This is a genomic window from Streptomyces sp. NPDC006687 (assembly GCF_040636215.1).
GTDB lineage: Bacteria > Actinomycetota > Actinomycetes > Streptomycetales > Streptomycetaceae > Streptomyces.
Genome location: NZ_JBEYJJ010000003.1, coordinates 354,240 through 369,793, shown reverse-complemented (window position 1 = coordinate 369,793; position 15,554 = coordinate 354,240). Strand labels below are relative to the sequence as shown.

At 73.9% G+C, this 15,554-nt stretch carries 17 protein-coding genes; 12 read left to right on the top strand and 5 right to left on the bottom strand.

The window, feature by feature from the left end; genetic code table 11:
- Window positions 1-3: 3 nt before the first annotated feature.
- Window positions 4-1,635 (bottom strand): FAD-dependent monooxygenase, encoded by a 1,632-nt coding sequence (locus tag ABZ716_RS06125; protein WP_358956932.1) that lies wholly within the window; start codon window positions 1,633-1,635, stop codon window positions 4-6.
- 304 nt (window positions 1,636-1,939) lie between these two features.
- Between ABZ716_RS06125 and ABZ716_RS06120 the strand changes: the two genes are divergently transcribed.
- From ABZ716_RS06120 to ABZ716_RS06075, 10 genes are all read left to right on the top strand, one after another.
- Window positions 1,940-3,028 carry a SchA/CurD-like domain-containing protein gene (locus ABZ716_RS06120; protein WP_358812622.1) on the top strand — a complete coding sequence of 363 codons (1,089 nt, stop codon included), beginning with the start codon at window positions 1,940-1,942 and terminating at the stop codon, window positions 3,026-3,028.
- A 97-nt stretch (window positions 3,029-3,125) separates the two neighbouring features.
- Window positions 3,126-3,572 carry a cupin domain-containing protein gene (locus tag ABZ716_RS06115; RefSeq protein ID WP_351886152.1) on the top strand — a complete coding sequence of 149 codons (447 nt, stop codon included), beginning with the start codon at window positions 3,126-3,128 and terminating at the stop codon, window positions 3,570-3,572.
- Window positions 3,569-4,840: a beta-ketoacyl-[acyl-carrier-protein] synthase family protein gene (locus tag ABZ716_RS06110; RefSeq protein WP_358956930.1), complete on the top strand. Its 1,272-nt coding sequence runs from the start codon at window positions 3,569-3,571 to the stop codon at window positions 4,838-4,840. The genes ABZ716_RS06115 and ABZ716_RS06110 overlap by 4 nt, the downstream gene beginning before the upstream one ends.
- Complete coding sequence (locus tag ABZ716_RS06105) at window positions 4,837-6,087, top strand: beta-ketoacyl synthase N-terminal-like domain-containing protein (RefSeq protein WP_358812624.1); 1,251 nt, start codon at window positions 4,837-4,839, stop codon at window positions 6,085-6,087. Before ABZ716_RS06110 ends, ABZ716_RS06105 begins: the two co-directional genes overlap by 4 nt.
- A gap of 74 nt (window positions 6,088-6,161) precedes the next feature.
- Entirely contained in the window at window positions 6,162-6,416 is a 255-nt protein-coding gene (locus ABZ716_RS06100; protein WP_358812625.1) for an acyl carrier protein, read from the top strand.
- Window position 6,417: 1 nt separating this feature from the next.
- A complete protein-coding gene (locus tag ABZ716_RS06095; RefSeq protein ID WP_351886141.1) occupies window positions 6,418-6,897 on the top strand; it encodes an SRPBCC family protein in 480 nt (159 codons plus the stop codon).
- Window positions 6,898-6,968: 71 nt separating this feature from the next.
- Complete coding sequence (locus ABZ716_RS06090) at window positions 6,969-7,298, top strand: TcmI family type II polyketide cyclase (RefSeq protein ID WP_351886138.1); 330 nt, start codon at window positions 6,969-6,971, stop codon at window positions 7,296-7,298.
- Window positions 7,299-7,651: 353 nt separating this feature from the next.
- Window positions 7,652-9,712 (top strand): RICIN domain-containing protein, encoded by a 2,061-nt coding sequence (locus tag ABZ716_RS06085; protein ID WP_358956927.1) that lies wholly within the window; start codon window positions 7,652-7,654, stop codon window positions 9,710-9,712.
- Window positions 9,713-9,802: 90 nt separating this feature from the next.
- A complete protein-coding gene (locus ABZ716_RS06080; RefSeq protein ID WP_358956925.1) occupies window positions 9,803-10,450 on the top strand; it encodes a hypothetical protein in 648 nt (215 codons plus the stop codon).
- A gap of 83 nt (window positions 10,451-10,533) precedes the next feature.
- The gene (locus ABZ716_RS06075) at window positions 10,534-11,043 is read left to right on the top strand and encodes a DinB family protein (protein WP_358956923.1); all 510 of its coding nucleotides are present in this window, start codon (window positions 10,534-10,536) and stop codon (window positions 11,041-11,043) included.
- 7 nt (window positions 11,044-11,050) lie between these two features.
- Here ABZ716_RS06075 and ABZ716_RS06070 read toward each other — a convergent pair whose 3' ends face one another.
- The 3 genes from ABZ716_RS06070 to ABZ716_RS06060 are packed head-to-tail and all read right to left on the bottom strand — an operon-like array spanning window position 11,051 to window position 13,847.
- A complete protein-coding gene (locus ABZ716_RS06070; protein WP_358956921.1) occupies window positions 11,051-11,875 on the bottom strand; it encodes a hypothetical protein in 825 nt (274 codons plus the stop codon).
- Window positions 11,872-12,525 carry a response regulator transcription factor gene (locus tag ABZ716_RS06065; protein WP_351886123.1) on the bottom strand — a complete coding sequence of 218 codons (654 nt, stop codon included), beginning with the start codon at window positions 12,523-12,525 and terminating at the stop codon, window positions 11,872-11,874. The genes ABZ716_RS06070 and ABZ716_RS06065 overlap by 4 nt, the downstream gene beginning before the upstream one ends.
- A complete protein-coding gene (locus ABZ716_RS06060; protein WP_358956919.1) occupies window positions 12,513-13,847 on the bottom strand; it encodes a sensor domain-containing protein in 1,335 nt (444 codons plus the stop codon). The genes ABZ716_RS06065 and ABZ716_RS06060 overlap by 13 nt, the downstream gene beginning before the upstream one ends.
- 177 nt (window positions 13,848-14,024) lie before the next feature.
- On the opposite strand from ABZ716_RS06060, the gene ABZ716_RS06055 reads away from it, so the two are divergent.
- On the top strand, window positions 14,025-14,456 hold the full coding sequence (locus ABZ716_RS06055; RefSeq protein WP_358956917.1) for a hypothetical protein: 432 nt from the start codon (window positions 14,025-14,027) through the stop codon (window positions 14,454-14,456).
- A gap of 18 nt (window positions 14,457-14,474) precedes the next feature.
- Here ABZ716_RS06055 and ABZ716_RS06050 read toward each other — a convergent pair whose 3' ends face one another.
- Window positions 14,475-14,885 carry an organic hydroperoxide resistance protein gene (locus tag ABZ716_RS06050; RefSeq protein ID WP_045951177.1) on the bottom strand — a complete coding sequence of 137 codons (411 nt, stop codon included), beginning with the start codon at window positions 14,883-14,885 and terminating at the stop codon, window positions 14,475-14,477.
- Between the two features lie 119 nt (window positions 14,886-15,004).
- Here ABZ716_RS06050 and ABZ716_RS06045 point away from each other — a divergent pair, with 119 nt between their 5' ends.
- On the top strand, window positions 15,005-15,487 hold the full coding sequence (locus tag ABZ716_RS06045; protein ID WP_358956915.1) for a MarR family transcriptional regulator: 483 nt from the start codon (window positions 15,005-15,007) through the stop codon (window positions 15,485-15,487).
- Window positions 15,488-15,554: the final 67 nt, after the last annotated feature.

Sequence of the window (15,554 nt, the reverse complement as noted above, 5' to 3'; positions counted from 1 at the left end):
GCCCTAGGCGCGCCGCAGCACCCGCTTCAGCGCGTCCTGGAGCGCCCCGCGCGGATCGGCCGCGGGACCCTCCGCCCGCCAGGCGACGAACCCGTCCGGGCGGACGAGGACCGCTCCGCCGGGCGGCAGTTCGTGGAGCTCCTCCCAGTCGGCCCCCTCGGGCTGGACCAGGTCGGCTTCCGGGGCGGAGCCGACGGTGTAGGCGTCCAGGCGGGCACCCAGCTCCCGCGCGACCTGGCCGGCGGCCTCCTTCCAGGGCGTGCCCGGGCTGCTGAGCAGCGTGAAGGAGGTCTCGTACAGGTCGAGCAGGGAGATCCGCTGCCCGGCCCGCGTCAGCCACATGTGGGGGGCGCGGGTGCCGACGTCCCCCTTGAGGCGCATGGTCTCGGGGATGACCGGCCGGCCGGGGTCGCCGCCGACGACGGCTCCCTTGGGGTAGCAGTAGCCCATGGCGGTGGTGAGGACCCCGCTGCCGGGGCCGCCGCCCATGGTGGGGGGCGGCACGTAGCCGGGGTGGCTGTGCTCGGCCGAACGGGCGGATGCCCGCTCGCTGGTGGCGAGGGCGACGGGGAGCCGCTCGTCCTCGTAGGTGTGCAGCAGGGCGGGCCCGGCGGAGCCGTTCAGTACCGCGGCGATCTTCCAGGCCAGGTTGTGGGCGTCCTGGATGCCGGTGTTGGAGCCGAAGGCGCCGGTCGGGGACATCTCGTGCGCCGCGTCGCCGACGACGAACACCCGGCCGACGGAGTACTGCTGGGCGACGCGCTCGGCCGCGTGCCAGGGGGCCTTCCCGCCGATCTCCACGTCCAGGTCGGGCACGCCGATGGCGCCCCGGATCTGGGCGATGCAGCGCTCCTCGGTGAAGTCCTCCAGCGTCTCGCCCGTCTCCGGGTGCCAGGGTGCGTGGAAGACCCACTGGGTCTCGTTGTCCACCGGCAGCAGGGCCCCGTCGGCGCCGGGGCGCATCAGGTAGCAGACGATGAAGCGCAGGTCGCCCAGGAGGCCGGCGAGGCGTTCGGAGCGGAAGACGATGCTGACGTTGTGGAACAGCTCGCCGTTGCCCGCCTGCCGGATGCCCAGGGCTTCGCGGACGGGGCTGCGCGGGCCGTCGGCGGCGATCAGGTAGTCGGCGCGGACGGTGAGGTGCTCACCGGTGTCCCGGTCCTTGACCAGGGCGGTGACCCCGTCGCCGTCCTGGTCGAAGTTCATGAGCTCGGTGGAGAAGCGCACGTCGGCGCCCTGGGCGCGGCTCTGGGCGGCCAGGACGGGCTCGATGTTGTTCTGGCTGCACAGGCACCAGCCGGTGGGGCTGAAGCGGGCCAGCGCCCCGGTCGGGTCGACGGCCTTGATGAGCCACTTGTGCTCACCTCCGATGAGGGCCTGCGTCTGCAGGATGCCCTGGTTGGCCTCCAGGGCGGACGCCTCCCTGCGGATAGCGGGTTCGACCCCCGCCGTCCGGAACAGCTCCATCGTGCGGGCGTTGATGCCCCGGCCGCGCGGGTGGACGGAGGTTCCGGCGTGCTTCTCGACCACCATGTGCCTGATGCCGTGGCGGCTCAGGAACAGCGAGGTCGAGAGGCCCACGAGGGAACCGCCCACGACGAGGACCGGTACGCGGACATCGGCTTGCTCTTCCATCGGCTGCGGGCTCCTGTTTCGTGTGGGGGCAGTGGAGTGGCAGTGGACGGCTTATGCCCCCGATCAGCCTTCTTGTCCGGGCGCGTCGCGTCTTGTCACCCGCTTGATCCGGAGATGTCGCGATCCTTACCCGGCCGGATGACGATGAGCGACAGCGGCGGCCCCTCCCGTCCGGACCGTCCGCGTCCGCCGACCACGGGCCACGGGGCCCGTCGTCACCGGGCAGTTGCCGGGAAACCGCCTCCGGATGACGCAGAGGAGCGCGTACGCGCCGGCGTCCGTGCCCTCACGAAGGAGTGAGCAGATGACAACCACCCTGTCCGAACGGGTGTCGCAGTCCGCGTTCGACGGCTCCATGCTCCGGGTCGTCCTGCTGATGGACCTCCACGAGGGTGCCCAGCAGCGGTTCTTCGATGCCTACGAGCGGCTGCGGCACGACATCGCCTCGGTGCCCGGGCACCTGGGCGACCAGCTCTGCCAGTCCTTCGAGAACCCCTCGCAGTGGCTGATCACCAGCGAGTGGGAGAGCGCGCCGCAGTACCTCGCCTGGGTCAACAGCGAGGCGCACGCCGAGCAGGTCAAGCCGCTGGGCGCCTGTGCCCGCTCGATGCGCCCGCTGAAGTTCACGGTGCTGCGCGAGACCGGCCGCCGCTACGACGCCCCGCGCGGGGCCGCCGTCGGCGCGCGGCTCCAGGACGCTCCCCGGCTCGGCGAGGGGATCGTCCGGCACGCGCTGACCTTCACGGTCAAGCCGGGCAGCGAGGGGAAGGTCGCGGAGATCCTCTCCTCGTACTCCTCCCCGGCCGCCCGGGTCGACGACCACACCCGCCTGCTGCGCACCTCCCTGTTCATGCACGGCAACCGGGTGGTGCGGGCGGTGGAGGTGCAGGGCGACCTGACCGCCGCGCTGCGGCACGTGTCGGAGCAGCCCGAGGTGCGGGCGGTGGAGCAGGCCATCAACCCGTACCTGGAGCAGGACCGCGACCTGGCCGACCCGGAGTCCGCCCGGATGTTCTTCATGCGCGCGGGCCTCCCGGCCGTCCACCACGTCGAGGCGCACGGCCCGCAGCCGGACCGGGTGACGCGGCACGCGCTGTTCTACCCGGCCAAGCCGGGCTGCGGCCCGCTGGTCGCCCGGTTCCTCGCCCGGCAGGACGAGGCGGCCGCGAAGATCCCGACCAGTCCCGTGCTGAGCAGCAGCATCTTCCAGCGCGACGACGTCGTGGTCCGGCTGCTCGACGTCACCGGGCCGGCCGACGGCCGCTTCGCGGGCGGGTTCGGCGTCGGGAGCCCGCGCAAGGCGGCGGTGCTGGACCGGCTGCTGGCCGGCGCCCCCGAGGCCCCGTACCCCATGGAGCTGATCACCGACCGCCGGGCTCCCGCCGAAGCCTGACCCGCGCCCGCCCGCGGTGCCCGCCCGGGCCCGTACCACCCCCCCATACCTACCGGCAGCCCGTCACCGGGCTCCCGTCCGCCAGGAGGAAGTCCGCATGACCAGACATCACCCGCGCATCGTCGACCTCAGCGAGACCCAGCCCAACCGCAGGCGCGGAGGCGATCTGCGGGCCGTCCTCACCCCGACCTCGGTGGGCTCGACCAGCGGTTTCATGGGGCTGGCGGTGATGGCCCCGGGCGAGTCGATCGCCGAGCACTACCACCCGTACTCCGAGGAGTTCGTGTACGTCGTCGCCGGCACGCTGGAGGTCGACCTCGACGGGGAGACCCACCCGCTGCGCACCGACCAGGGGCTCCTGGTCCCGCTGAACGTGCGCCACCGCTTCCGCAACGTCGGCGGCACCGAGGCCCGGATGGTCTTCCACCTCGGTCCCCTCGCCCCCGATCCGAAGCTCGGGCACGTGGACACCGAGGAGGCCCCGAACCCGGACGCCACCGCCTGGGCGGAGCGTCCTCCGGAGCGTACGGGGGCCGTCTCGTGACCGGCCGGCGGGTGGCCGTCACGGGGGTGGGGGTGGTCGCCCCCGGCGGCATCGGCGCCCCCGCCTTCTGGGACCTGCTGTCCAACGGCCGTACGGCGACCAGGGGCATCACCCTCTTCGACCCGGACGGCTTCCGCTCCCGGATAGCCGCCGAGGTCGACTTCGACCCCTCCGAGCACGGTTTCACCGAGGACGAGGCGGCCCGCGCGGACCGGTACATCCAGTTCGCCCTGGTCGCGGCCCGTGAGGCGGTGGCCGACGCCGGTCTGAAGCTCGACGGGGAGAGCGCCTGGCGCACCGGCGTCTCCCTGGGCACGGCCGTCGGCGGCACCACCCGGCTGGAGCACGACTACGTGGACGTCAGCCAGCGCGGCGCGTGGTGGGACGTGGACCACCGCCTCGCCTCTCCCTTCCTGCACCGTGCCTTCACTCCCGCCACCCTCGCCTCGGCGGTGGCCGAGCAGGCGGGGGCGCGCGGTCCCGTACAGACGGTGTCCACCGGCTGCACGTCCGGGCTGGACGCGGTCGGGTACGCGGTGCACTCCATCCAGGAGGGCCGGATGGACGTGTGCATCGCGGGCGCCTCCGACTCCCCCGTCTCCCCCATCACCGTGGCCTGCTTCGACGCCATCAAGGCGACCTCGGCGAACAACGAGGACCCGGCACACGCCTCCCGGCCCTTCGACGCCGACCGGGACGGTTTCGTCCTCGGCGAAGGCGGAGCCGTACTGGTCCTGGAGGAACTGGAGCGGGCCCGGGCCCGGGGCGCGCGGATCTACTGCGAGATCGGCGGGTACGCCACCTTCGGCAACGCCCACCACATGACCGGGCTGACCACCGAGGGCCTGGAGATGGCCCGGGCGATCGAGACGGCCCTGGCCCAGGCCCGGGTGGACGCCCGGGAGATCGACTACGTCAACGCGCACGGCTCCGGCACCAAGCAGAACGACCGCCACGAGACGGCGGCCGTGAAGCGGGTGCTCGGGGACCATGCCTACAAGACGCCGATGACCTCCATCAAGTCCATGGTGGGGCACTCGCTCGGTGCCATCGGGGCGATCGAACTCGCGGCCTGCGTCCTGGCGATGACCCACCACGTGGTGCCGCCGACCGCGAACTACGAGACCCCCGACCCGGAATGCGATCTGGACTACGTACCGCGCACCGCGCGCGAGCACATCCTGCGCAACGTGCTGTCGGTGGGGAGCGGTTTCGGCGGCTTCCAGTCGGCCGTGGTCCTGACCCAGCCCAAGGAGGTACGCGCGTGAAGAGCCGTACTGCCGGCCCCGCGGCGGCCATCACCGGTATCGGGGTGGTCGCGCCGAACGGGATCGGCGCGGACGCCTTCTGGAAGGCGACCCAGGCGGGTGACAGCGTCCTGGACCGGGTCACCCGGCAGGGCTGCGAGCACCTGCCGGTGCGGGTGGCGGGCGAGGTGCGCGGGTTCGACCCGGGCTCGCTGGTGGAGGAGCGGTTCCTCGTCCAGACGGACCGGTTCAGCCACTACGCGCTGGCCGCGGCCGACCTCGCGCTGGAGCACGCCCGGCTGGGCCGCGCCGACTACGAGGACGACCCGTACGCGGTCGGCGTGGTGACGGCGGCCGGCTCGGGCGGCGGCGAGTTCGGGCAGCGCGAGCTCCAGCGGCTGTGGGGGCAGGGCCCCCGCTACGTCGGCCCGTACCAGTCGATCGCCTGGTTCTACGCGGCCAGCACCGGCCAGATCTCCATCCGGCGCGGGTTCAAGGGCCCCTGCGGGGTGGTGGCGAGCGACGAGGCGGGCGGGCTGGACGCCTTCGCGTACGCCGCCCGGGCGATCCGCCACGGCAGCCGGGCGATGCTCGTCGGCGCCACGGAGGCACCGCTGGCCCCCTACTCGGTGGTCTGCCAGGTCGGCTACGAGGGGCTGAGCACCGCGGACGACCCGGAGCGCGCCTACCGGCCCTTCACGGCGAAGGCGTGCGGGTTCGTCCCGGCCGAGGGCGGCGCGATGTTCACCGTCGAGGACGCGGCCGAGGCCGCGCGGCGGGGCGCGCCGGTGCGGGCCCTGGTGGCCGGGCACTGCGCCACCTTCACCCCGCCGGGCCGGCCGCAGGACTCCGAGGGCCTGGCGCACGCCGTGCGCGGCGCCCTGCGCGAGGCGGGCTGCGCCCCCGAGGAGGTGGACGTGGTCTTCGCGGACGCCCTGGGCACGCCCGAGGCGGACGCGGCCGAGGCCGCGGCGCTGCGGGCGGCGCTCGGCGCGTACGGGTCGAAGGTGCCGGTGACGGCGCCCAAGACCGGTACCGGGCGGGCGTACTGCGCGGCCGGAACCCTCGACGCGGCCGCCGCCGTCCTGGCGCTGGAGCACGGGGTGGTGCCGCCCACACCGAACGTCTTCGACGTCTGCCATGACCTGGACGTGGTCACCGGCAGCGCCCGCGTCACCCCCCTGCGGACCGCGCTCGTCCTGAGCCGCGGCCGGATGGGGTCGAACGCGGCACTCGTCCTGCGCAAGGGACCCCAGTCCGGCGCGTAGGGATCCGTACCCCGTCCGCCGGGGCCGCGCGGGCGACCGGCGGGCACGGCGGAGCAGGAGAGAGAGAAGGCACGATGTCCGACCGACTGACCATGGAAGAGCTGGCGACCCTGATGAAGGGCGCGGGCATCACCGTCGACCCCGCCGAGCTGACGAGCAGTCCGGACGCGCGGTTCGACGACTACGGCCTCGACTCGCTGGGGCTGCTCGGCATCGTGGGCGAGCTGGAGAACCGGCGCGGCCGGTCGCTGCCCGCGGACGCCGACCGTTGCAAGAGCCCGCGCGAGTTCGTCGACCTCGTCAACAACAGCCTGATGACAGGAGCCTGATATGCCCGGCCACACCGACAACGAGATCACCGTCAAGGCGCCCGTGGACCTCGTCTGGGACGTCACCAACGACCTGCCGAACTGGCCCGACCTGTTCAGCGAGTACGCCTCGGTCGAGATCCTGGAACAGGCCGGGAACACCACCCGGTTCCGCCTGGCCATGCACCCGGACGAGAACGGCGTGGTGTGGAGCTGGGTCTCAGAGCGGACGCTGGACCGCGCGGGGCTCACGGTCAAGGCGCGCCGGGTGGAGACCGGGCCGTTCGCGCACATGAACATCCACTGGGAGTACGGCGAGGTGCCGGGCGGCACCCGGATGCGGTGGGTCCAGGACTTCGCCATGAAGCCGGACGCGCCGATCGACGACGCGGGGATGACCGACCGCATCAACCACAACTCCCGGATCCAGATGGAGCTGATCCGGGACAAGATCGAACGCGCGCACCGGGCGAAGGCCCCGTCACCGGCGGCCCTGCGCTGAAGGCCCCTCCGCGTCCCCGGCGGGTCCGCGCCGACGGTCCCGCCCCTCCCCCCGCTGAAAGGCGGTCCTCGATGCACCAAGCCCTCATCGTGGCCCGGATGGCACCCGGTTCCGCGCCCGACATCGCCGGCCTGTTCGCCGCCTCGGACGCCGGCGAGCTGCCGCACCTGGTCGGGGTCCGGCGCCGCAGCCTCTTCCAGTTCGGGGAGGTGTACATGCACCTGGTCGAGTGCGACAGCGATCCCGGTCCGGCCATCGCCAAGGTGGTCTCGCACCCGGAGTTCCGCGACCTGAGCGACAAGCTCCAGGCGTATGTCAGCCCGCACGACCCGCAGACGTGGCGCGGGCCGAAGGACGCGATGGCCCAGCGGTTCTACCTCTGGGAGCGGGACGCCCGGTAGTCCGTACGGGTGCCCAAGCCGGCGCCGCACCTGCCGGGCGGCCTGGGCACCCACGGCCAGTGACGGGGGGAATTCGGCAGGTAGTTTTTGAATGAATACCTGACTGAATTCCCGTCAACAGCGTTCTGCCTCTTATCTCGATTTGATAACGAACTCCCTTTGTTGGCCTGGACCTTTATCGCGCGACGCGCGTAACTGCCCTGCATTTCAAGCGAATTGACGGTTCATCAAATCAGGCCCGAAGGTAACGGATAGATTTCCCGGGCCCCGCTCCCGTTTGTCCGAATTTTCCACGGCGCTCGTCTGGCACGCTTCTGCGCACCCACTCCCCTGAAACAGGACTTGAGGTGCGCATGACAGCGAGACCCCAGGGCCGGCGCCGCCGGGCCGACCAACGCCGCACACCGCGGAAGCTGATACTCCTGACCGCCGCGGCCGCGTCGGCGGCGCTGCTCGCGGGCGGTCTGGCCTACTCCAGCCTCGCCCCCGACGCCGGGGCGACGACACCCGCACTGGCCGGTGCGCCGGCCGCCGCCGCGGAACCGGCCGCCGCACCGGCCCGCGACCAGGAGCCGGCCCCGCTCGCGAAGAAGCCCGCGAACGACGACGACAAGGGCATGGTCTTCGACGGCCTCGACGCCGCCCCCCGGGGCGACCGCTGCGCCGGCGTCTACCGCACCGAGGCCGGCCTCTGCACCCACGGCCCCGACGCCCCGCCCAAGGGCGTCGACGTCAAGGCCGACGTCCCGCCCGTGGTCAAGGCCAAGGCGGCCGCGGCCGATCCCGCCTCCCCCGCCTCCGCCGACCCGGCCGCCACGGAAGGCGGCGGGCGTCCTCAGGACGCGCCCGCCGCCGACGCCCGCAGCCTCGCCCCGAGCGCCAAGGCCCCGGCGCCGCCCTCCGGCGGCCAGGCGGTCGCCGCCGGCCCGGCCGGGCAGACCGTCCAGTGCGACGGCGACGGCAGCACCGGCAACCGTATCCAGGTGGTGTACGTCCACGGCCCCGGCCGCGACCGGTACGCGGAGTACGCGGCCTCGTTCCGCAAGTGGGCGGTCGACGCCGACCTGATCTACGCGGCCAGCGCCAAGGAGACCGGCGGCATCCGCCACATCCGCTACGTGACGGCCGCCGACTGCACCCCGTCGGTGCTGAACATCGAGCTCCCGGACTCCGCGCTCGCGGAGTTCAGCGCCACCAACAACGCGCTGGCCGGCAAGGGCCTGAACCGCCGCGACCGCAAGTACATGATCTTCGCGGACACCCAGGTGTACTGCGGCATCGGCACCTTCAACGGCGACGAGCGCCACGGCCAGGACAACCTGAGCAACTTCGGCCCCTCCTACGGCCGTACCGACTCGGGCTGCTGGGGCGGGCACACCGCCGCCCACGAACTGGGCCACAACCTGGGCGCGGTCAACAACAGCGCGCCCAACACCAGCCGGGGAGCGCACTGCACGGACGAGTACGACGTCATGTGCTACTCGGACACGCCGTACTACCCGCAGATGCGCTACGTCTGCAACAACCAGGCGAAGGAGAACATCCTCGACTGCAACCACGACGACTACTTCCACACCAGTCCGCAGCCCGGCAGCTACCTGGCCACCCACTGGAACATCGCCGACAACCAGTTCCTGATGCGTACGGAGGGCGGCGGCACCGACCCCAACCCGGGACCCTCCCCGAAGCCCACGCCGACACCCACCACGAAGCCCTCGGGCGGCCCGGCGGTGACGGCCGGTCAGATCCAGCCCGACTCGGTGGTGCTGAGCTGGCCCGCAGTGCAGGGCGCCGCCTGGTACCAGGTCCTGCTGAACGACAAGCACCTGACCTGGGTCCAGTCCACGTCCGTGCGCGTCTACAACCTGCGCCCGGGCACCGCCTACACGGCCGCCGTCTCGGTCCGCGACACCTCCGGCCGTGACAGCGGCCCCGGCAAGGCCGCGTCCTTCCGTACGGCCGACTCCGGCGGCGGCGCCACGACCACCCCGGGCACCCGCTACACGCTCGGCAACGGCAGCAGCGGCATGGCCGCCGAACTGTGGGGCGGCCGCACCGCCGACGGGACGGTCCTCGTCGGCGGCCGGTCCAACGGCTACGCGCAGCAGCAGTGGTACTTCGACGACGCCGGCAGCGGCCTGGTGCGGATCCGCTCGGCGGTCTCGGGCAAGTGCCTGCAGCCCGGCGGCGCCCCGGCAGCGGGCATGTGGATCGCCCAGCAGCCCTGCGCGGGCGGCTCGGCCGCCCAGCGGTGGAAGGTCTCCTCGCGCGACGGCGCGGTGACCGTGTCCGACCCGAGCGGGGGCTTCGCCCTCGCGGTGAGCAACCGCCCCTACTACGGGGACTGGCTGCTCGAACTCCAGCGCGCGGACGGCCGTCCGGCGCAGGTCTGGACGGCCCGCAAGGCCGCCTGACCCCCCGATGACCGGCGGGCGGCCCACCTCCCCTAGGGCCGCCCGCCCCTTCGTATCCCCCGTTCCGCACTCCGCCTCATCTGGAGCCCCGTGAGCACTCCGAGCACCGCGACGCCCTCCCGCGTCCGACGCACCGTCCTGCCGCCCCTGGCCGCACTGGCCCTCACCGTCCTGGGCACCGCCCTGGCCGGGCCCGCCCACGCCCACGGCGACACCCTGAACGTGGTGATCACCGGCGAGCGGGCCGGGCACGTCACCGCCGATGTCACCTGGGAGAACGACGGGGACGCCGTCGAGGAGGCCGTGGCCGCCACCGTGAACGCCGTCAGCGCAGACGGCGCCCGTACGCAGGGCCCGTGGAAGCTGGTGCGCGACCCCGGCCGCGCGGCGGGCTGGACCACCGCCGAGACGCTGCCGGCCGGGACCTGGACGGTGACCGTCGAGGCGGGCTTCCCCTCGCTCGGACGGGCCAGCAAGGAGATCGGCGTCCCGGTGACGGACCCGGCCCCGGCCCCGTCGGGCGCGCCCTCGTCGGCCCCGCCGGCCTCTCCCCCCTCCTCCGCCCCTCCCGCTCCTTCCGCCTCCTCCGCCCCTCCCGCCCCCTCCGCCTCCCCCGCACCGGAGGACCCCGCCCCGGCGGGCTCCGGCACCGGCTGGTGGACCGCCGCCGGTGTGGCCGCCATCGCCCTGCTGGGCGCGGCCGGCGGAATCCTCCTGCGCCGCGCCCGCCGCCGCTGACGGAGTGTCGCCCCGCCCGGCCGGGCGGGGCCTTGCATGGTGGTTCCCGGCAGCGGCTACGAACTAGGGCTTGGGGACACCAGATGAAGGCCACGGAGGTACTCGCGGACGGCTTCGGGCGGATCCGGGAGGCGGTCCACGAGGCGGCCGGCGGGCTCTCCGCCGAGCAGCTCAACGCCCGGCCGGACGCGGAGGCCAACTCGATCGCCTGGCTGGTCTGGCACCTGACCCGGATCCAGGACGACCACGTGGCCGGGGTCGCCGGGCAGGAGCAGGTCTGGCGGTCCGCCGGCTGGGCCGACCGCTTCGCCCTGCCGCTGCCCGTCGGGGACCACGGCTACGGGCACACGGCGCGGCAGGCAGGATCGGTCCGCGTCGACTCGGCGGACCTCCTGCTGGGCTACTACGACGCCGTCCACGAAGCCTCCCTGCGCTACCTCCGCGGCCTGGCCGCGGCTGACCTGGAACGGATCGTCGACGAACGCTGGGACCCGCCGGTCACCCTCGGCGTCCGCCTCGTCAGCGTGCTGGCCGACGACCTCCAGCACGCGGGCCAGGCGGCCTACGTCCGGGGGCTGCTGGAGCGGCGGTGACCAGCGCTCAGGGCCTCCCGTAGCCCGCGGTGGCGTGGCCGGCGTCCGCTTCCAGGTCCAGGGTGCGGGTGGCGGCGGGGTCGCGCAGGGCGTCGTCGGCCTCGCAGCGGCCGGCTCCCGCCCGGCAGGTGACGCGGTAGCGGGTGGCGGCGGGGACGGTCACCTCCAGGCGGCCGGAGCCCACGGCGGCCGTGACCCGGTCCGGCGGGGCCGCGAAGGCGACCTTCGCGTGGCCGGCGCCGGCGCGGACATCGGCCTGGGGGCCGGTGAGGCCCGTGGCGTCCAGGGTGCCCGAGCCGACACGGGCCCGCAGGGGCCCGCGCAGATCGGCCAGGACGAGGCGGCCCGATCCCATGTCGGCGTCGACGGTGCCGGCGAGCCCGCTGACGGTGACGCGGCCGGAGCCGCCGGAGACCCTGACCGGCATCCCGGCGGGCACGGTCACCGCGAGCCGGACCGAGCAGGCGATGCCGGTGCTCATCCCCAGGTCCTCACCGGGGCAGTGGGGGGTCAGCTTCAGGGTGTCGCCGAGCCAGCTCTCCTCGACGTCCGGCTTCCTGAAGGACCAGCTCAGGTCGGCCCGGTAGCCGACCGTCCGGTCCCCGCGCGGGGTGATCACCACCTCCGCCTCGCCGCCGGCGACCTCCAGGGCGGTCACGGTCCGCCCGCCGCTGTCGCGGGTCACGGTGGCGGTGCGCGCGCCGACGTTGCCCCGTACCTGCCAGCCGGCCGCCGTCACCACGAGGACGGCGCTCAGCGCGGCCGCCGTGTACCAGGCGAGGCGCTCGCCGCGCGGGCCCGACGGCGCGGCCGGGGTGCCCGGACTGCTCACGAGGCGCCGTCCAGGAACCTCAGGACGGCCAGGACGCGCCGGTGGGCCTCGGCGGCCGGGGGCAGGTCGAGCTTGGTGAAGATGTTGTTGATGTGCTTGGCCACCGCGCTCTCGCTCACCACGAGTCCCTCCGCGATCCCCGCGTTGGAGCGGCCCTCCGCCATCAGCGCGAGGACCTCGCGCTCACGCGGGGTGAGGCGCTCCAGCGGGTCCGGTCCGCCGCGGCGCAGCAGCAGCTGCGCGACGACCTGCGGGTCGAGGGCGGTGCCACCGGAGGCCACGCGGCGCAGGGCGTCGATGAACTCCTCCACATCGGCGACGCGCTGCTTGAGCAGGTAGCCGATGCCCGCGCCGTTCTGGGAGGACAGCAGGTCGGCGGCGTAACGCTCCTCCACGTACTGGGAGAGCAGCAGCACGGCGGTGCCGGGGCTCTGACTGCGGATCATCAGTGCGGCCCGGACGCCCTCGTCGGTGAATCCGGGGGGCATCCGGACGTCGACGAGGGCCAGGTCGGGCCGGTGCTCCTCGACGGCGGCGAGGAGCCCCTCGGCGTCGCCGGTCTCGGCGGCCACCTCGAATCCGGCCATTTCCAGGACTTTGACAAGACCTATGCGCAGGAGGACGGAGTCCTCCGCGATCACAGCCCGCACGGCAGCTCCACGGTGACGACGGTCGGGCCCCCTCGGGGGCTGTTGATCAGGATGGTTCCGTCGACCGACCCTACGCGTTTGCGCAGGCCGGTCAGTCCGGTGCCGCCGGCCGGGTCGGCGCCGCCCACGCCGTCGTCGGTGACGACGACGCGCAGCGACTCGCCCCGGCGTCCGCCGGGGACACGGGCGACGTGGACCGAACAGCGCTGGGCGCGGGCGTGTTTGGCCACGTTGGCCAGGGCCTCGGAGACGACGAAGTAGGCGACGGCCTCGACGGTGGGGCCGGGCCGTTCGGCGAGGTCCACGGTGAGTTCGACGGGCAGCGGGGCGCGGGCGGCGATCCCGGAGAGCGCGGCGTCGAGGCCGCGGTCCTCCAGGACGGCCGGGTGCAGTCCCCGTACCAGGCTGCTGAGTTCCTCGATGGCCTCCTTCGCCTCGCGGTGGGCCTCGTCGATGACGGCCCTGGCCTCGGGTGGGAGGCCGGTGAGGGTGGCGCGGGCGATGCCGAGGTTCATGGCGAGGGAGACCAGGCGCTGCTGCGCGCCGTCGTGCAGGTCGCGTTCGATGCGGCGGCGTTCGATGTCGGCGGCGTCCAGCACCCCGGCGCGGCTCTCGGCGAGGTCTTCGACGCGCCGCTGGAGCTCGCGGGCCCGGTTGGGGCCGAGAAGGGAGGCGGCTGCGAGCGAGTCGAGCCGGGTCAGGGCCGCGGCGATCCAGGGAGCGACGAGCAGCATGAGGGCGCCGACGACGGTGAGGAGGTCGGCCTGGCGGGTCCAGCCGAAGCCGGGGAGTCCGACGTCACCGAGCCCGCCGTCGCCAGGGAGTCCGACGTCGCCGGGGAGTCCGATGTCGCCGGGCCCGCCGTCGCCGGGGAGCAGCCAGAGCCAGCCGTAGACGGTGGCGGCGGCGAGGCCGCCGGCCCAGGTGAGCACGAGCACGACGGCCCCGAGGGCGGCGAGCGGGCTGACGGCCAGGTGGTAGGCGTACTGGCGGCGGGTCGCCTCGGAGCGCAGCCGCTCGGCCAGCCCGCGTACGGAGCGCCAGGGGTGGGCGTGCGGGACGGGCGGGACGTCGAGGCCGAGGAGGGCCCGGAAGCGGCTGCGCTGAAGCACCGTCAGCAGGGGGCCGAGCAGCAGGACGAGCAGGAACGGGTAGCCGCTGCGCGTGGGGCCGGCGGTCAGCAGGAGGAACGCGGTGGCCAGCGGCAGCGCGGGCGGGAGGGCGGCGACGGCGAACGCCGTGTTGCGCCAGGCCCAGGCCGACCACGGGGTGTGCCCCCGGATCCAGGTGTACGGACGCTTCAGCGCGCCCCGAGTTGCCATAGCCGTACGGTAATCGCACAGGTCAGGGTGGCCGCCACCCCCCTGGTACCCGGTGCGGGGTGTACCTGGTGCCACCCCCGGTTCGGACGGTGGGGCTACTGATCGCGGCCGGGCGGGCGGACAGAGTGGGGATGTGCCCGGCGGACCGGCCGGCGGGCCGGAAGGAGACCCGCCGCCATGGCCCTCGCCGCCCCGCAGTTCCAGGCCCGCAGCAGCCGCCCGGCCGCCCTGCGCACGCAGGGCGGTGGCACGCGCCTCGCGGCGGCCGTGTTCGCCGGGTGCGGGATGGCTCTGCTGCCGTGGATGGCGGTGCTGGCCCTGACCATGCCGCAGACGGCCGAGGTGTCGCACTGGTCGGCCGCCTGGACGGGCTTCGACGCGATGCTCGCCGTCGGGCTGACCGGCACGGGGCTGCTGCTGCGCAGGGGGGATCCGCGCGTCGCCCCGGTGGCGGCGGCCACGGCGGCGCTGCTGGCGACGGACGCCTGGTTCGACGTCACCACCTCGCTCGGAACCGGCGGCCAGGGGCAGGCGCTGCTGCTGGCGGCTGTGGCGGAGCTGCCGCTGGCGGTGGCCTGCGCGGTGGTGGCCGCGCGGCGCACCGCCTGAGCGGCAGGGCGGGGGCGGCTACTCGATGACGAGCTCGACGGGGATGTTGCCGCGGGTGGCCTTGGAGTACGGGCACACCTCGTGCGCCTGCTTGACGAGCAGCGCGCCGGTCTCCCCCTCCAGGGACTCGGGCAGCTCGATGCGCAGGGTCACGGCGAGGCCGAAGCCGGTCGCGTCCTGGCCGATGGAGGTCTCGGCGGTGACGGAGATGTCGCCGGTGTCCACCTTGGCCTGGCGGCCGACCAGGCCCAGGGCGCTGGCGAAGCAGGCGGCGTAGCCGGCGGCGAAGAGCTGCTCGGGGTTGGTGCCCTGACCGTTGCCGCCGAGCGCCGGGGGCATGGCGAGCGCGAGGTCGATCTGGCCGTCGGAGCTGACGGCGCGGCCCTCACGGCCGTTGGCGGTGGCGACAGCGGTGTACAGCGCGTCCATCGGGAGGTCCTTTCAGCGGGGCGGGGCGGCCGGTGGGCCGGCCCTCGACATAAATAGAGCACACAATTAAGTTGTGCACAACTCAATCGCCGACAACTCTGCCCGGGTAGACTGGCCCCATGACCGAGCAGCCCGGCGACACCCTCCGCGACGAGGACTTCCTGCGCCTCGACGGACAGATCTGCTTCGCCCTGGGCGCCGCGAACCGCGCCTTCGGCGGCCTCTACCGGGTCATCCTCAGGGACCTGGAGCTGACGTATCCCCAGTACCTCGTGATGCTGGTGCTCTGGGAGCACGGGACGATGCCGGTCAAGCAGCTCGGCCGGCACCTGCGGCTCGACTCGGGCACCCTCTCCCCGCTGCTCAAGCGCCTGGAGGCGGCCGGGCTGGTGCGCCGCGAGCGCAGCACGCAGGACGAGCGGTCGGTGCACGCGGTGCTCACGCCGGAAGGCGCCGCCCTGCGGGAGCGGGCGGTGGAGGTGCCGCGCCGGATCGCCCGGGCCACCGGGTTCGAGCTGACCGAGATCCGCGAGCTCCAGGAACGCCTGGGCCGCCTGACGGCCGCCCTGGACGCGGCCGTGGACTCCGTCGACCAGGACTGACGGAAGCCGCACGCCGCACCCGGGCCGGACAGCCGGGCAGGCCGGCCGGCTCACGCCTCCGGCGGCG